The sequence below is a fragment of the Streptomyces sp. NBC_01497 genome (assembly GCF_036250695.1).
Taxonomy (GTDB): Bacteria; Actinomycetota; Actinomycetes; order Streptomycetales; family Streptomycetaceae; genus Streptomyces.
Genome location: NZ_CP109427.1, coordinates 1,776,765 through 1,792,776 on the forward strand (window position 1 = coordinate 1,776,765; position 16,012 = coordinate 1,792,776).

14 protein-coding genes are annotated in these 16,012 nt (G+C 71.7%); 10 read left to right on the forward strand and 4 right to left on the reverse strand.

Going from position 1 to position 16,012, the window contains the following annotated elements; genetic code table 11:
- Nucleotides 1–65 precede the first annotated feature (65 nt).
- Together OG310_RS07585 and OG310_RS07590 are read right to left on the reverse strand one after the other, a co-directional pair.
- Complete coding sequence (locus tag OG310_RS07585; RefSeq protein WP_329455106.1) at nucleotides 66–1,676, reverse strand: ethanolamine ammonia-lyase reactivating factor EutA; 1,611 nt, start codon at nucleotides 1,674–1,676, stop codon at nucleotides 66–68.
- Between the two features lie 150 nt (nucleotides 1,677–1,826).
- On the reverse strand, nucleotides 1,827–2,942 hold the full coding sequence (locus OG310_RS07590; protein WP_329455107.1) for an ethanolamine ammonia lyase-activating protein: 1,116 nt from the start codon (nucleotides 2,940–2,942) through the stop codon (nucleotides 1,827–1,829).
- 350 nt (nucleotides 2,943–3,292) lie between these two features.
- On the opposite strand from OG310_RS07590, the gene OG310_RS07595 reads away from it, so the two are divergent.
- The 6 genes from OG310_RS07595 to OG310_RS07620 all read left to right on the forward strand — a co-directional run bounded on the left by OG310_RS07595 (nucleotide 3,293) and on the right by OG310_RS07620 (nucleotide 10,348).
- Nucleotides 3,293–3,607, forward strand: a complete 315-nt coding sequence (locus OG310_RS07595) for a 2Fe-2S iron-sulfur cluster-binding protein (protein WP_329455108.1) — start codon at nucleotides 3,293–3,295, stop codon at nucleotides 3,605–3,607.
- Nucleotides 3,608–3,679: 72 nt separating this feature from the next.
- The gene (locus OG310_RS07600) at nucleotides 3,680–4,966 is read left to right on the forward strand and encodes an aromatic ring-hydroxylating dioxygenase subunit alpha (RefSeq protein WP_329455109.1); all 1,287 of its coding nucleotides are present in this window, start codon (nucleotides 3,680–3,682) and stop codon (nucleotides 4,964–4,966) included.
- A gap of 2 nt (nucleotides 4,967–4,968) precedes the next feature.
- The gene (locus OG310_RS07605) at nucleotides 4,969–5,499 is read left to right on the forward strand and encodes a 3-methyl-2-oxobutanoate hydroxymethyltransferase (protein WP_329455110.1); all 531 of its coding nucleotides are present in this window, start codon (nucleotides 4,969–4,971) and stop codon (nucleotides 5,497–5,499) included.
- A 233-nt stretch (nucleotides 5,500–5,732) separates the two neighbouring features.
- On the forward strand, nucleotides 5,733–6,569 hold the full coding sequence (locus OG310_RS07610) for a 3-methyl-2-oxobutanoate hydroxymethyltransferase (RefSeq protein ID WP_329455111.1): 837 nt from the start codon (nucleotides 5,733–5,735) through the stop codon (nucleotides 6,567–6,569).
- A 13-nt stretch (nucleotides 6,570–6,582) separates the two neighbouring features.
- Nucleotides 6,583–7,488 (forward strand): alpha/beta fold hydrolase, encoded by a 906-nt coding sequence (locus tag OG310_RS07615; RefSeq protein WP_329455112.1) that lies wholly within the window; start codon nucleotides 6,583–6,585, stop codon nucleotides 7,486–7,488.
- A gap of 232 nt (nucleotides 7,489–7,720) precedes the next feature.
- Nucleotides 7,721–10,348 carry a SpoIIE family protein phosphatase gene (locus OG310_RS07620; protein ID WP_329460068.1) on the forward strand — a complete coding sequence of 876 codons (2,628 nt, stop codon included), beginning with the start codon at nucleotides 7,721–7,723 and terminating at the stop codon, nucleotides 10,346–10,348.
- Between the two features lie 191 nt (nucleotides 10,349–10,539).
- Here OG310_RS07620 and OG310_RS07625 read toward each other — a convergent pair whose 3' ends face one another.
- The gene (locus OG310_RS07625) at nucleotides 10,540–10,998 is read right to left on the reverse strand and encodes an RpiB/LacA/LacB family sugar-phosphate isomerase (protein WP_329455113.1); all 459 of its coding nucleotides are present in this window, start codon (nucleotides 10,996–10,998) and stop codon (nucleotides 10,540–10,542) included.
- Complete coding sequence (locus tag OG310_RS07630; protein ID WP_329455114.1) at nucleotides 10,998–11,969, reverse strand: ABC transporter substrate-binding protein; 972 nt, start codon at nucleotides 11,967–11,969, stop codon at nucleotides 10,998–11,000. Before OG310_RS07630 ends, OG310_RS07625 begins: the two co-directional genes overlap by 1 nt.
- A 143-nt stretch (nucleotides 11,970–12,112) precedes the next feature.
- Between OG310_RS07630 and OG310_RS07635 the strand changes: the two genes are divergently transcribed.
- The 4 genes from OG310_RS07635 to OG310_RS07650 are packed head-to-tail and all read left to right on the forward strand — an operon-like array spanning nucleotide 12,113 to nucleotide 15,955.
- Complete coding sequence (locus OG310_RS07635) at nucleotides 12,113–13,231, forward strand: zinc-dependent alcohol dehydrogenase (RefSeq protein ID WP_329455115.1); 1,119 nt, start codon at nucleotides 12,113–12,115, stop codon at nucleotides 13,229–13,231.
- On the forward strand, nucleotides 13,228–13,920 hold the full coding sequence (locus OG310_RS07640) for a 4-carboxy-4-hydroxy-2-oxoadipate aldolase/oxaloacetate decarboxylase (RefSeq protein WP_329455116.1): 693 nt from the start codon (nucleotides 13,228–13,230) through the stop codon (nucleotides 13,918–13,920). Before OG310_RS07635 ends, OG310_RS07640 begins: the two co-directional genes overlap by 4 nt.
- Nucleotides 13,921–13,927: 7 nt before the next feature.
- The gene (locus OG310_RS07645; protein WP_329455117.1) at nucleotides 13,928–14,950 is read left to right on the forward strand and encodes an amidohydrolase family protein; all 1,023 of its coding nucleotides are present in this window, start codon (nucleotides 13,928–13,930) and stop codon (nucleotides 14,948–14,950) included.
- 9 nt (nucleotides 14,951–14,959) lie between these two features.
- Complete coding sequence (locus OG310_RS07650) at nucleotides 14,960–15,955, forward strand: ABC transporter substrate-binding protein (RefSeq protein ID WP_329455118.1); 996 nt, start codon at nucleotides 14,960–14,962, stop codon at nucleotides 15,953–15,955.
- Nucleotides 15,956–16,012: the final 57 nt, after the last annotated feature.

Genomic DNA, 16,012 nt, shown 5'->3' on the forward strand with positions numbered 1-16,012 from the left:
GCGCCACGACGGCGCACCGAGTGGCGAGGGGCCGCGCGGCCGGCACGGGCCGCGCGGCCCCGGGGTCAGGCCCCGGCGCGCGGGTCCTCACTGAAGATCAGGGACTTGATGGTCACGGGGACCGTGTGGGACGGGAAGCGCTGCCGGCCGATGTCGATGTAGTCGAAGTCCCGCAGGCTGACCCCGTCGATCACGAGGATCTCCCCCGGCACCTCCAACTCGTCCCGCAGCAGCCGCCCCAGGGTCATCGCGACATCGCCGTCCAGCATCACGTACACCGGTCGTCCCAGCGCGGTGCGCTCGGCGAGTCCGTCGCGGATGCCGGTGGCCAGCGCCACCACCCGTTCGTAGCTCGGCAGACCCTGCCAGCCCATCGCGAGGGCCACGTCCGCGTCCGGCACCACGTCGAGCGCGACCAGCTGGCGGCGGACCGCCGCGGCGATCTCCGTCGCGTCCACGCTCTCAGCCAACTCGTAGGCAGGTTTGGCCACTTGCAGGTTGCGGCGGGGCAGCAGTGCCTCCGGGGAGGTGATGAAACCGGTGTTGCCGCTGAGCTGGACGCTGTACTCGCTCGCGCCGAGCGCGGTCGCCCGGATGCACTCCCCCGCCGGCAGCAGCGGGTAGGGCAGCGCACCGGTGTCGAGCCGGCGGCGCAGGGCGTGGCCGAGGGGCATGCCGAGGTCGCCGAAGCGTCGCGTCTCCCGTTCGTAGACGTATTCGGCGACTCCGCCGGAGACCATCAGGCCGTCGATCCGGCCGAGCGCGCCGAGCGGCTCCGTGAGGTACAGATCGGCCACGTCGGCGGGCGGCACCTCCGCCGTGAGGGCGGTGATCAGGGTGTCGGCCATCGTCTCCGCGACCTTCCCGATCTCCTCGGGCGTCGCCGCGTCACCCCGCTCCCAGGCGTATCCGGCACGGGCCGCGTGGGTCCGGCCCGCCGGGTCGAGCCGCACGATGCTGCCCGCCTCGTCGGTGACCTGGAGCCGGCCGCCGATGTGGACGGCGGCGGTGCGCAGCACCCGGCCGTCCTCGACGAGGGCGAGCTTCGTGGTGCCGCCGCCGATGTCGACGTTGAGGATGCGCTGCCGCCGCTCGTACGAGGCCTGCGCGGCGCCCGACCCGTAGGCGGCGAGCATGGCCTCCATGTGGTGCCCGGCGGTCGCCGTCACGAGTTCGCCCCCGCGCTCGGCGAGCACACCCGCGATGGCCGCCGCGTTCTGCCGCCGCAGCGCCTCACCGGTGAGGATGACGACGCCCGTGTCCACCTGGTCCGGGTGCACACGGGCCGCGTTGTAGGCGCGGTCGATGATCGAGCCGAGCGCCTGCGCGTCGATGCTCTCGGCGCTCGCGTACGGGGTGAGTTCGACCGGCGAGCGGTAGGTGGTCGCGCGGCGCACGACGATGTACCGGCTGGTCATCTCCTCGCTGATGCGGCGCAGCCGCAGTTCGGAGAAGACCACCTGGGTGCCCGACGAGCCGATGTCCATGCCGACGCTGCGCAGGGTGACGTTGTCCTGCTGCCAGATCGGGTTGTCCTGCAGCGGGCCGAGCGGCTCGTCGTCGTGGTCGTGGTCGCCGCCCGGGGCGTACGCGGCGGAGTACACGGCGGCTGCTTCCGCCGTGCCGTCGTCGTGCCGGTGGTGGTGGCCGTGGTGGTGGTGCTCGTCGTGCTGCACGTTCGTACTCCTCACGCACCGTGCGGCCCGCCGGGTCATCAGGCGGGCCGCACGGAGTCCGGGCGGTGGTGGCGGCGCGCCGCCCATGATCGGGCGGCCCCGCAGCTGCGGGGCCGCGTGACCAGCGGCGCGCCGCTCACGCCCCGCGGCTCACGGCTTGGGCGGCAGGCCCGGGATCTCGGCCTCGTAGACCTCGTCCATCTGCGGCTTCGCGCCGGTCTTCGCCAGTTCGTCGCGGAACATGTCGCGCACGACGGGCGACTCGTCCGCGTAGTCGATCTGGTCGCCGCCGATGCGCATGCTGATCCACGCCTTCGGCACACCCTGCGCGTTGCGGACCGACACCACCTCGTGCTTGAAGGCGAGGTAACGGCCGGGCTCCTCACCGGTGTTGAAGTGCTGGTGGAACCACATGTTGGGCGGCACGATCAGCGAGCCGGGACCCCACTCGTAGCGGCGGGGCTCCTCGCCCTCCGGCCACATCAGGCTGTAGCCGGTGCCGGACAGGATGATCACGTGCGCGCCGGGGCCGTGCCGGTGGCCCTTCTTGTACGTACCGACGGGGAACTGCGAGATGTGACTGTTCATCGACCCGCGGGCCATGTTGAAGCGGATGTGGCCGCCGCCCGCGCCGCGCTCCTTGGCCTCGACCAGCGGCAGGTTGACCGCGTCCGCGACGAAGTTGGTGTCGAGGAGGAGGCCCTTCTGCTCGCCCTTGGGCGAGAAGTAGTCGGGCTCGCCGTTGAAGCGGTTCGGGAAGTCCTTCTCCGTGCCGAAGACGAAGTCGACGTCGTCGTAGAGGTTGATGATGGGCGGCATGTTCGTCGAGGAGACGAACCGCGCCGCCTTCTTGCCCGAGCCGTTGAAGTGCTGGTGGTGGGCGTTGAGCGGGATGGCGAAGAGGGATCCCGGGCCCCACTCGAAGGTGACCTCGCCGCCCTGGTCGTTCCACACCTTCGTGGAGCCCTGGCCCTCCAGGACCAGGATCATCTCCTCGAACAGCTGGCGCTGCGGGGCCAGCTTGCCGCCCGCGGGGATCTCGCACACGTAGCAGTCGTTGGACGTACGGGTGGCCTCGTGGTTGATGAACACACCCCGGCCGCCCCTGCGCTCCCAGTCCTTGAGCTCCACGGTGCGCAGGTCGGGAACGTAGTGCGCGGCGATGATGTCCAGGCCCTCGTCCGCCACCCAGCGGGTGTAGGGGGAGTCCTTCTCGGTGGCGAACTTCGCCGCCAGGCTGTCGTTGACGATCGCGTCCTTGGCCATACGGGGCCCTCCCTGTCGTCGTACCCGGCCCCCGCGCGAGGGGCCGGCGCGCCGGGGGACGGTCTCGTCCGGACCTCTCCTCCGCACCTCCCCGGACCTTTTACCGGACGGGGAGTGCCACGGCGGCGCATTGGTAGGACCCTAAGGCCAGGGATTTCGGCATGTCAACGGCTCGCGGGGAGCTGCCGCACCCCCGCCCGCACACCCTGGGGGCACCCGCCGACAGGCGCTTGTGCGGCCGACGGAGGGTCTGGTCTAATGGACATACCAACGGCCCCGCAGGACGGGAGCCGCGCGTCCCGCCACTTCGGGGACGTCCGAGTGAGAGGACACGAGGGATCTTGTCCAAAGTGACCTATACCGACAGCTCCGGCCGCGCTTACACGGTCGACGCATCGATCGGTGAATCCGTCATGGCAGCGGCGGTCAAGAACGGAGTCCCCGGGATCGTCGCGGAATGCGGTGGCAACTGCTCCTGCGCGACCTGCCATGTCTACGTGGGCGCCGACTTCGCCCAACGGGTCGGGGGCCCTGGGGACATGGAGGAGGACCTGCTCGACATGGCCGTGTCCGAACGGCGTGACACGAGCCGCCTCTCCTGCCAGATCCGTGTCACGGAGGAACTCGACGGACTGACCGTCGAGATCCCCCCGGAGCAGCCCTGACCGCTGCGCCGTGCGTCAACGCAGGGTTGCCGTCACCCCGGTGACGGGCCACCACGTGAAAGGGAAACGGCCGTGCTTAGAAAAGACATCAACGAGCTCCTCACGCAGACCGGCCCGGGAACGGCGATGGGCGAGCTGTTCCGGCAGTACTGGATGCCGGCGATGCTCGCTGAGGAACTGCCGGAGAACGACTGTCCGCCGGTGCGCGTGAAGCTCCTGTCCGAGCGCATGGTCGCCTTCCGTGACAGCGAGGGCCGCTACGGCCTGATGGACGAGTTCTGCGCGCACCGCGGCGCCTCGCTGTGGTTCGGCCGCAACGAGGGCTCCGGGCTGCGCTGCCCGTACCACGGCTGGAAGTACGACGTCACCGGGCAGTGCATCGAGGTGCCGTCGGAGGCCGACAACAGCAGCTTCTGCGAGAACGTCAAGCTCACCTCGTACCCGCTGGTCAAGATCGGCGACCTGCTGTGGACCTACATGGGCGACCCGGCCAAGAAGCCGCCGCTGCCCGAGTTCGAGTTCGCGCACGTGCCGGCCGAGCAGACGTACACCTCGAAGCGCGTACAGCAGTGCAACTGGCTGCAGGCCTTCGAGGGCGGCATCGACTCCAGCCACGTCACGTTCCTGCACTCGGGCGGCCTGAAGACCGACCCGCTGTTCAAGGGCGCCAAGGGCAACGAGTACAACATGAAGGACACGAAGCCCTTCTTCGAGGTCGCCGACACCGAGGGCGGCCTGTTCGTGGGGGCCCGCCGCAACGCCGAGGACGGCACGTACTACTGGCGGATCACGCCGTGGGTGATGCCGAACTTCACCATGGTGCCGCCGCGCGGCGACCACCCGGTGCACGGTCACTTCTGGGTGCCGATCGACGACGAGAACTGCTGGGCCTACTCCTTCGACTACCACCCGGTGCGGGCGCTGACCGAGGCGGAACGCCAGGCGATGATCGACGGCCACGGCGTGCACAGCAAGAACATCCCGGGCACCTACCGCACCGCCGCCAACATGGACAACGACTACCTGATCGACCGCGAGGCACAAAAGCGCGGCGAGACGTACTCCGGCGTCGCGGGCATCGCGATGCAGGACGCGTCGCTCCAGGAGTCGATGGGCCCGATCGTCGACCGGACGAAGGAACGCCTCGTCCCCGCGGACAGCGGCATCATCAAGGCGCGTCAGAAGCTGCGGAAGGCCGTGGTGGCGCTGCGCGACGAGGGTGTCACGCCTCCCGGGGTCAACCCCGAGCACCACAAGGTCCGTTCGGCGGCGATCGTGCTGCCGCAGGCGGAGTCGTTCCTCGACGCCTGCCGGGACGCGGTCACGGTCCAGCCCGGCGTCCGCCAGACCACGGTGTGACCGTGGCGCAGGCAACGGAGCGGGAGACGGCCGCATCGGCGGCGGCGGCACCGGGGGCCGCGCTCAGCGAGTGCGCGCGGGCGACCTCCGCCTACGAGTCGCGGTTCCGTATCGACCGGCCGATCGTGCCGGCCCGCGCCGCACGGGTCATCGCGCTGGACGAACGCGCGGTCGCGGTCGCCCGCCATGTCGCGGGACGGCAGTGGGCGCACGCCCGGTTCTACGCGTGCGAGGGCGGCGATCCGCTGGATCCGGTGCTGCGCAGGCTGGACGGTGTGCCCGCACCGCTGCGGCAGGTGCTGACCGGCACCGACGTGGTCGTCGTACTCGCCACCGAGGACACGGGCCGGGCGTACGCGGAGGCGATCGGCAGGACGTGCAGGGAGCGCGGCATCACGACGGCGGGCCTGGTGCTCGGCATCGACTACGAGGCACAGGACGCGGTCGCCGCGCTGCGGCCGTACGCCCGGGTGCTGCTGCCGTCGGCGGACGAGAACGACGTGCTCGAACTGCTCACGGCCCTGCGGGTGTGAGCGCATGCGTGAGGGGCCGTACGGGCCGGGCGCGTCCGTACGGCCCCTCACGCATGCGGGAACGGGCAGCCGCGCGATGTCCCTCCGTCCGCCGTCCGGATGGGCGCAGGGACGTACGGACGGACGGGGCCGGCCCGGCCGGGCGGGCCGAAGCGGCCCGCCCGGTCGCAAGAGGCCGACGGAACGGGCCGGCAACCGCTGCCGGCGACGAGAGCGAAAGGCGGTGCGGCACCATGGCCGAAAAGGTCACGACAGGCACGCTCCAGCGGATGAAGGACGAGGGCCGCAAGATCGTCGGCGTCGTCGCCTGGGACTACCAGATCGCCCGGATCGTGGACCGGGCCGGCGTGGAGATCGTGTCGGTGGGCGACACCGTCGGAGTCAATCTGTGGGGGCAGGCCAACCCCTTCGAGATCACCATGGACCAGATGGTGACCGTCGCCCAGGCGGTCCGCCGGGGTGTCAGCCGCGCGCTGGTCAGTGTGGACTTCCCGTTCGGCCCGCTCCAGGAGGGCACGGACAGCGCGGTGCGCGCCGCGATCCGCTTCGTGAAGGAGGCGGGCGTCGACATGGTGAAGGTCGACGCCGCGTCGGACTTCCCCGAGGCGGTCACGGAGATCACCCGGGCCGGCATCCCGGTCTTCGCGCAGTTCGGCATCACCCCCCAGACCGCGCTGCGTTACGGCGTCGAGTACAAGGCGATCCCCTCCGCGGACGACGCCGTGCCGGTGGAGATGCGGGACGCCATGGTGGCGGAGGCCAAGCTTCTTGAGGACGCGGGCGCGGTACTGCTGAACTTCACCAACTCCGGCCCCGTGGTGGGCGCGGCCGTCGCCGGGGCGGTGTCCGTGCCGGTGGTCGGCGGGTTCGGCGGCGGCCCCTGGCTGGACGGCCGGATGCGGATGGCGCACGCGGCGATCGGCTACGCGGCGTCGGCGATCGACGACCCGCCGGACACGTACGCGAACGTCGCGCGGACCACGCTCGACGCGATCAGCGCGTACGCGGCCGACGTGCGGGCGGCACGGCAGGTGGCGGGCGGCATCCCCGTCCCGCCCGCCGGGAACTGAGAGGAACGGGCCCATGCCCACGACACGAACCAAGGACACGGAGACCGAGGACGCCGGCGCCACGCGCACGGTCGAGATCGGCGGCCTGCGCACGCGCTACCAGGTGACGGGCCAGGGGCCCGCGCTGCTGATGTTCTCTCCGGGCGGCTTCGACTCGACGCTGGAGAGCTGGCGCACGACCGGCGTCTACAAGCGGCTGGACCTGCTGGAGCACCTCTCCCGCTCGTACACCTGCGTCACCTTCGACCGTCGCGAGTCGGGGCACTCGGGCGGCCGGATCGAGCGGATCTCATGGGCGCACTACGTGGCGCAGGGGGTGGGCCTGCTCGACCACCTCGGCATCGAACGGGCGCACCTGATGGGCGGCTGCGTGGGGTGCTCGACGGTGGCGGCCTTCGGTGTCGCGCACCCCGAGCGGGTGCTCAGCATGGTGCTGTACTCGCCCGCGGGCGGGGTCAGGTACCGGATGAAGCAGCACGCGCGCTTCCAGGAGCACCTGGCCTACGCGCGGGACGAGGGCCTCGCCGGGGTCGTGGCACTGGCGCGCGGCTCGGCGTCCGGGTTCACCGCCGACCCGCGGGTCGGCCCGTGGGTGTCGGTGCTGCGCACGGACGAGGCGTTCGCCGAGCGCTACGCGGCGATCGATCCGCAGCGGTACGCGACGACGGTCACGGGCCTCGTGCGCCACCTCTTCGACCGGGACACCGTGCCGGGCCCCGAGCCGGAGGACCTGCTGACGCTGGACGTCCCCGCGCTGATCGTCCCCGGCCAGGACGCCTCGCACGCGCCGTCCGCGGCGCGCTACCTCCAGGAGTGCCTGCCTGCCGCCGAGTACTGGGACGTGCCGGTGGCGGAGCAGACGCGGGAGACGGCCCCGGCGCGGATCCTGCGCTTCCTCGCGCAACGGCGGGAGGGCTGAACGAGCGCCCGGCCTGGCCGGGGCGAGTGCCCACCGCAAAGGGGACCGGTGTGCCGTGAGACGGCGGGCGACGAGCGGCTCAGCAGCGCCGTCCACCTGCGGGTAAAACTGGTATATGGCGCGACATCGGCACGTGCGTTCCCCGAAGCCGGCCCGCCCCGTGGACGGCGGGGGGCGACAGGCCCCGGTCGGCATCAGGTCGCTGGCGAGCCTGCGCAGCATCGTGGGCCAGATGTTCCTGCTCCAGCTCGTGGTGGTGCTCCTGATCGCGGTCGGCGCGGGCCTCCTGCTGGTGTACACGATTCAGCACGAGAAGTCCGAGAACGCCTCGCAGCGGGCGCTCGCGGTGGCCGAGGGCTTCGCCAACGCTCCGGGGGTGGCCACGGCGATGACCTCGCCCGGCGCGTCGGAGGTGCTCCAGCCGCAGGCCCGCGCCGCGATGCAGGGCGCCGACGTCGATTTCGTGACGGTCGTGGACCGGCAGGGAATACGCCTCACGTCCGCCATTCCCAGTCTGATCGGCCGCCGCAGCAACCAGGACATGGCGCCGCTGCTGGCCGGCCGGACGGTCCAGAGCCGCACCACCGGCACCCTCAGCTCCCAGTTCCGGGCGTTCGTCCCCGTGGAGAACGATGACGGGAAAGTGGTCGGCGCCGTCGGCGCCGCGGTGAGGATGAGCAGCGTCAGCGACTCCGTGAACCGGCAGCTCCCGCTGCTGCTGGGGGGCGCCGCCGCCGCCGTCGCCGTCATCACCGGGGGCGCCGCGCTGATCAGCAGGCGATTGCTGCGGCAGACCCACGGCCTGGGGCCCACGGAGATCACCCGCATGTACGAGCACCACGACGCGGTGTTGCACGCCGCGCGGGAGGGCGTGCTCATCGTGGACGGCGACGGCATCCTGCTGCTCGCGAACGACGAGGCCCACCGGCTGCTCGAACTGCCCGCCGACGCCCGGGGCCGTCCCGTGGCGGAGCTGGGCCTACCGCCTCCGATGGCGGAACTGCTGGTGTCGAACCGTACGGCCACCGACGAGGTGCACCTCGTCGGTGGCCGGGTGCTGGCCGTCAACCAGCGCCGTACAGGGACGGACGGTGGCCCGCCGGGCAGCGTGGCGACGCTGCGCGACTCCACGGAGCTGCGCGCACTGTCGGGCCGGGCCGAGGCGGCGAGCAGCCGGCTCGAACTTCTGTACGACGCCGGGATAGGCATCGGCACCACGCTCGACGTGCGCAGGACCGCCGAGGAGCTGGCCGAGGTGGCCGTCCCCCAGTTCTCCGACTTCGCCACCGTGGACCTGGTCGACCCGGTACTGCGCGGCGACGAGCCCCCGGGGGGGACCCAGTACACGTTCCGCCGCGTCGCCCTCGTCGGGGTCGTGGACACCGATCCACTGTTCCGCCCAGGGGCGCGGCTGCGGCTGGCCAAGGACTCGCCCCAGGTACGGGGACTGCTCTCCGGGCATGCCGTACTGGAGCCCGACCTGCGCAAGGCGACCAGCTGGCAGGCGCAGGACCCGCAGCGCGCGGCGCGGGTCGTGTCCTACGGCATCAGGTCACTGATCTCGGTGCCGCTGAACACGCGGGACGCCGTGCTCGGGGTGGCGAACTTCTGGCGGTCCACGGACTCGGGCGCCTTCGAGGACGAGGACCTGGCCCTGGCGGAGGAGCTGGCGGCACGGGCCGCCGTGTCCATCGACAACGCCCGCCGCTACACGCGGGAGCACGACATGGCCGTGGCCCTGCAGCGCAGCCTGCTGCCGAGCGCCCTTCCCGAGCAGAGCGCGCTGGACGTGGCGTACCGCTACCTGCCCGCGCAGAAGAGTGTCGGCGGCGACTGGTTCGACGTCATTCCGCTGCCCGGCGCGCGGGTGGCCCTCGTGGTGGGCGACGTCGTCGGTCAGGGCGTGGCGGCGGCGGTGACCATGGGCCGGCTGCGCACGGCCGTGCACGTCTTCTCGGCGCTCGACCTGCCGCCCGACGAACTGCTGGCGCGCATGGACGAGCTCGCCGACCGCATCGACCGGGAGAACTCCGCGGAGTCCGACCGCGGGATCATGGGCGCGACCTGCCTGTACGCGATCTACGACCCTGTCGACCGCCGCTGCACCATGGCGCGGGCCGGGCATCTGCCGCCGGCCCTGGTGGACCCGGACGGCGCGGTGCGGTTCCTGGACCTGCCGGCGGGCCCGCCGCTGGGCGTGGGCGGCCTGCCCTTCGAGTCGGCGGAGGTGGTGGTCCCCGAGGGCAGCGAGCTGGTCCTGTACACGGACGGCCTGGTGGAGGAGCGCGGCCGGGACATCGACGAGGGGATGGCGGACCTGGCCGCGGTGCTGTCCCGCGCTCGGGGCGAGCCGGAGGAGGTGTGCACCGAGGTGCTCGACGCACTGCTGGGCGGCCGGGCGGCGGACGACACCGCGCTGCTCGTGGCGCGGACCCGCGTGCTGCCGCGCGAGCGGGTGGCGCGCTGGGAGGTGCCGGGCGATCCGGCCGCGGTCGCGGATGTGCGGACCGTCGCGGCGGCGAAGCTCGCCGAGTGGGGTCTCGCGGAGTCGGGGTTCACCACCGAGCTGATCCTGAGCGAGCTCGTCACCAACGCGATCCGGTACGCGGCGGGGCCCATCACCGTGCGGCTGCTGCTCGACCAGCGACTGATCTGCGAGGTGACCGACGGCAGCGGCACCTCCCCCCACCTGGGCCACGCCGCGGACACCGACGAGGGCGGTCGCGGACTGTTCCTGGTGGCGCAGCTCGCGGAGCGGTGGGGCACCCGGTATGCGGAGGGCGGCAAGATCATCTGGGCCGAGCAGCAGCTCCCCGCGGGGTACGCGCCACCGCGCGGCGCGCTCACGAACCCCGCGTGAGCGGGCGCTCACGATCCGCGCGTGGCTGAGCGGGCTCGCGTGAACCCCGCGTCACCGGGGGGCACTCACGAACCCGCGCCACCGGGGGCGCGGGCCGCCCGAGCGGCCCCGGCCCGGGGTCGCCGCGCTCCCACGTACGCGCCTGGCGCACGGACCCGTCACACGGACCCGTCACGCGCGGGTGCCGGGTGTCAGGACAGCGTCTCGCCGCGCTCCAGGGCGGCGATCTGAGCCACCCTGCGGGCGTGCACACCGCCCTTGAACGGGGTCGTCAGCCAGCGGTCGGCCACCTTGCGCGCCTCCAGCGCGGGCAGCGTCTTCGCGGCGAGCACCAGGACGTTCGCGTCGTTGTTGCCGCGCGAGATGCCGGCGCTCCACTCGTCGTGGCACAGCCCGGCCCTGATGCCGCGGATCTTGTTGCAGGCGACGGTCTCGCCGAGGCCGCTGCCGCCGAGGACGATGCCCCGGTCCGCGCGGCCGGCGACCACCTCGCCGCAGACGTCGGCACACAGCGCCGGGTAGTCGACGACGGTCGCGGGGTCGGGGGCGCCACCGCGGTCGTCCACCGCGTACCCCTCGGCGGTGAGCCACCGGACGAGGTCGTCGCGCAGGGCGGTGCCGTTGTGGTCGGCCGTGATCGCGACCCGCATCAGCCCGTCACCTCCAGCGTGCTCGTGGCGAAGACGTCCTCCAGCGCCGGTGCCCGGCGCAGGATGCGCTGGTCGACCGCGTGGCGCAGCAGTGTGTCGAGCACCGCGCGGTTCGGCGCGATGCCGTACGGGAGGGGGTCCTCGCCGGTGGTCTCCAGGACGCGCGCGTACATCCGGTCCGTGGCCGTCGGGTTCTCGATCGTCCCGGCGCGCAGCCGCTCGACGTACAGCTGCTTCGCCCGTGCGAACGCGTCGAAGACCTCGGCGCCCAGTCGCGGCCGCTCCCGCAGGAGTTCGTCCTTCACCACCACCAGGTGGTTGATGGGGTAGAACCCGCGGGTCTGCAGCGCCGCGTAACCGGCGCCCTCCGCGTCGGGGATCAGTGCCGTGACACCGGGCACGTCCGCCCCCGCGCCGATGCAGGCCGCCAACTCGCCGTCGGCCAGCATCTGTTCGAGGGTGGTGCCGGCCGGCATCCGGACGACGTTGGACGGCGGCTCGTACGCCTCGACGTGCTCGTCGCCGGAGAGCACCCAGGTGATGGTCGACAGGTCGACGCCGTACTCCTCCTGGAGGACGGCACGGGCCCACACGCCGGTGGTGACGGTGTAGCCGCGGCTGACCCCGACGCGGTGGCCCTCCAGGTCCTTGGGGCTCCGGATCCCCGGCCACCGGGACGGGTTGTAGTGGATCGCGCCGTGGTGGAAACCGCGCACGAGGAAGGCGGGGACGGCGGTGAAGCGGGCGCCGTGCTCCTTGGCGACCAGGTACGTGGTGAGGGCCATCTCGCTGACGTCGAACTCCAGGCCGCGCACCATCCGGCGGAAGGCGTGCACGAGGACGGGGACCTCCTCGAACGCGAAGGACCAGCCGGCCGGCTTCACCTCTCCCGTCTTGAGCGCCTCGTTGTCACCCTGCGTGCGGGTCACCGCGAGGAGAGTGCGGTCGCCGGTGCGAGTCGTCTCTGCCATGTCTGCTGCTCGATTCTCTCGCGCACGGACCTCTCGACGGTCGAAAGGTACCATGGTCAGTCCATCAGCCCATAGAGTAGTGTCCCCCACGCAAACCATCGCGGAACAGCCCGGCGAACGTTCCCCACGGGTGAGGAGAAGTCATGGCAGAGCAGGTGTTGGCGGCGGTCAGGACAGGTCCCGGCACGACAGAGCTGCGCGAGTTCCCGATGCCGGACATTCCGGCCGACGGCGCCCTGTTGAAGGTCGAGGTCGCCGGTATCTGCGGCACGGACGTCAAGATGTACGGGAAACCGCCGTTCGCCGATCCGGTGATCATGGGCCACGAGAACGTCGGCGTGATCGCCAAGGCCGGACGGGAGTTCACCGAGCGCAAGGGCCTCGTCGAGGGCGACCGCATCTTCGTGGAGCACTACGTCGGCTGCATGCGCTGCGCCTGGTGCCACGCGGGCGAGTACCGCCACTGCGAGGGCACCGACTGGCGCACCAACCCCGACGCGCGCCGCTACGGCTACACGTCGGCGAACAACCCGTACCACCTGTGGGGCGGTTTCGCGCAGTACCTCTACCTCCCGTGGAACTCGGTGACGCACCGCGTGCCGGACGGAGTCTCCGCCGAACTGGCCGGACTCGTCACGCCGTTGTCGAACGGCATCGAGTGGGCGCTGGTGACCGCCGGCGTCGGCTACGCCAGCACCGTCCTCATCCAGGGCCCCGGCCAGCAGGGCCTGTCGCAGGTCGTCGCCTGCAAGCAGGCCGGCGCCTCACTGATCATCATGACGGGTACGACGAAGGACGCGGCGCGCCTCGCGATGGCGAAGGAACTCGGCGCGGACGCCGTCATCGACGTCCGGAAGGAGGACGCGCTGGCGCGGGTCCTCGAACTCACCGGCGGCCGCGGTGTGGACGTCGTGCTCGACTGCACGGCGGGAGCGGGCACCGCGCCCGTCCTGCTCGGCATCGACGCGCTCAAGCGCCGCGAGGGCACCATGGTCGTGCAGGGCGAGGTCGCGGCCTTCCCCGACTTCCCGCTGAAGAAGCTCACCGAGAAGTCCATCGCCATGAAGAGCGCACGCGGACACAGCTACCGTGCCTGCGAACTCGCCCTGGAACAGCTCGCGTCGGGCCGCTTCCCGCTGGAGCGGCTGGCCACCCACACCTTCCCGCTCGCCGACACCGACCGCGCCATCCGCACCGTCGGCGGCGAGAACGGCGAGGACGCGGTGCACGTCTCCCTGCTGCCCTGGGCGGACGCGGCATGAGCGGCGTCGTCGTACGGAACACACCGCGCGCGGACGAGGCCGCGGTCTCGGCCCTCGCCGGTTTCGGTGTGGCCACGGTCCACGAGGCGCAGGGCCGGACGGGCCTGCTCTCCCCCGCCCTGCGGCCCGTCTTCCCTGGCGCGCACATCGCCGGCAGCGCGGTGACGGTCAGCGTGCCGCCCGCCGACAACTGGATGCTGCACGTCGCCGTCGAGCAGTGCCGGCCGGGCGACATCCTGGTGGTCTCCCCCACCTCCCCTTCCGACGCCGGGTACTTCGGCGAGCTGCTCGCCACCTCGCTCGCGGCGCGCGGGGTGCGCGGCCTCGTCATCGACGCCGGCTGCCGGGACATCGCGGAGCTGACGGCGATGGGGTTCCCGGTGTGGTCACGGCATGTCTGCGCGTTCGGCACGGTGAAGGAGACCCTCGGCGACATCGGGCTGCCGCTGGCGTGCGCGGGCCAGATCATCCACTCCGGTGACGTGATCGTCGCGGACGACGACGGTGCCGTGGTGGTGCCGCGTCTGACGGCGGCGGAGGTGGCGCGGGCCTCCCGGTCCCGCGAGGACAAGGAGGCGCGCTCGCGGGACCGGTACGCGAAGGGCGAACTCGGCCTGGACGTCAACGCGATGCGTGAGCGCCTCGCGGCGAAGGGCCTGACGTACACCGACTACGAGGGCACGGAGTGAGGCCGCGGTGATCATCGACATCCACGGCCACTACACCACCGCCCCGCCGCAGCTCCAGGCCTTCAGGGACGCCCAGCTGGCGCGCCTGGACGACCCGTCGCTGCCGCTCCCCTCGCTCGCACCGATCGGTGACGACGCGATCCGGGAGTCCGTCGAGAACCACCAGCTGAAGGTGTTGCGCGAGCGCGGCGGCGACCTGATGCTGTTCTCGCCGAAGGCGTCCGGCATGGAGCACCACGTCGGCGACCCGGCGACCGCGCGCGCCTGGGCCGAGGTGAGCAACGACCTGGTGCACCGGGTGGCCGGCCTCTTCCCCGAGCACTTCGCGGCCGTCTGCCAGCTCCCCCAGACCGCGAACGGCCCACTGAACGGCGTGATAGCCGAACTGCGGCGCTGCGTTCAGCAGTTGGGCTTCGTGGGCTGCAACCTCAACCCCGACCCCTCGGGTGGCCACTGGACGTCGCCGCCCCTGACCGACCCGTACTGGTTCCCGCTGTACGAGGTGCTGGTGGAGCTCGACGTACCGGCCATGGTGCATGTGTCGACGTCCTGCAACCCGGCGTTCCACACCCTCGGCGCGCACTACCTCAACGCCGACACGTCCGTGTTCATGCAGTTCGTGGGGAGCGACCTGTTCGACAGGTTCCCCGGCCTGCGGTTCGTCATCCCGCACGGCGGCGGCGCCGTCCCGTACCACTGGGGCCGCTACCGGGGCCTCGCGATGCGGTCGGGCCTGCCCGACCCGTCGGTCCACCTCATGGACAACGTCTTCTTCGACACCTGTGTCTACCACCAGCCCGGAGTCGACCTGCTGACGAGCGTCGTCCCGGCGGGCAACGTGCTGTTCGCCTCGGAGATGCTCGGCGCCGTGCGCGGTGTCGACCCGGACACCGGCATCGCGTGGGACGACACCAAACACTACGTGGACGCGACCGGACTCCCGGCCGAGCGGCTCCGCGGGATCTACGAGGACAACGCCCGGCGCGTCTATCCCCGGCTCGACGCACGGCTCACAGCGGAAGGCAGGTAGAGCGGACCCATGCCCCGACTCAGGCTCACCATGGCGTGCGGCGACTACGACCGCACGCGCGCGCTGTACGAGGACACCATCAGGCCCGACGGCATCGACCTGACGTATCTGCGGCTGCCGGTGGAGGAGACCTTCTTCCGGATGATGCGCCACCAGGAGTTCGAGGTCGCCGAACTCTCGCTCTCCTCCTACGTGGTGTCGCTGCGGCAGGACCCCTCACCGTTCGTGGCCCTGCCGGTGTACACCTCGCGGATGTTCCGGCACAGCTCCTGGTACGCGAACGCGGACGCGGGCATCGAGTCGCCCGAGGACCTGCGCGGCAAGGTCGTCGGCACGCCCGAGTTCCAGCTCACGGCGTGCGTGTGGATGCGCGGCATCGTCGGCGACCGGCACGGCGTGCCGTTCGACGCGTACGAGCACCGCACCGGCGGCCAGGAGACCCCCGGCCGGATCGAGAAGGCGAAGGTCGACCTGGGGGACTCGGTGAAGATCCGGGCCGTCCCCCGTGACCGCACGCTCTCGCAGATGCTGGCGGAGGGCGAGATCGACGCGCTCGTCACCCCGCGCGTCCCCTCGCCGTTCGCCCAGGGCGACCCCCGGGTCAAGCGGATCTTCCCCGATGTCATCGGCGCGGAGAAGGCCTACTACGCGGACACCGGCATCTTCCCCATCATGCATGTACTGGTGGTCCGCAGGGACGTCTACGAGCGCCACCCGTGGGTCGCCCAGTCGCTGTACAAGGCGATGCTGGAGGCCAAGCAGCAGGCGTACACCAGCATGTACGACACGTCCGCGCTGCGCTTCACCCTGCCCTGGCTCACCCCGCAACTGGAGGAGGCCCGCGCCCTGCTGGGCGAGGACTTCTGGTCGTACGGGCTCGGCGAGGACAACCACCGGACCCTGTCGACGTTCCTGCGCTACCACCACGAGCAGGGCCTGTCCGACCGGCTCCGCACCCCCGAGGAACTGTTCGCGCCCGAGGCGCTGGAGTCCGCGGTGATCTGAGGGCAGGCCGACATCACGCCCCGAGGGCGCCGTTCCGGAGCACGCCGGGGCGGCGCC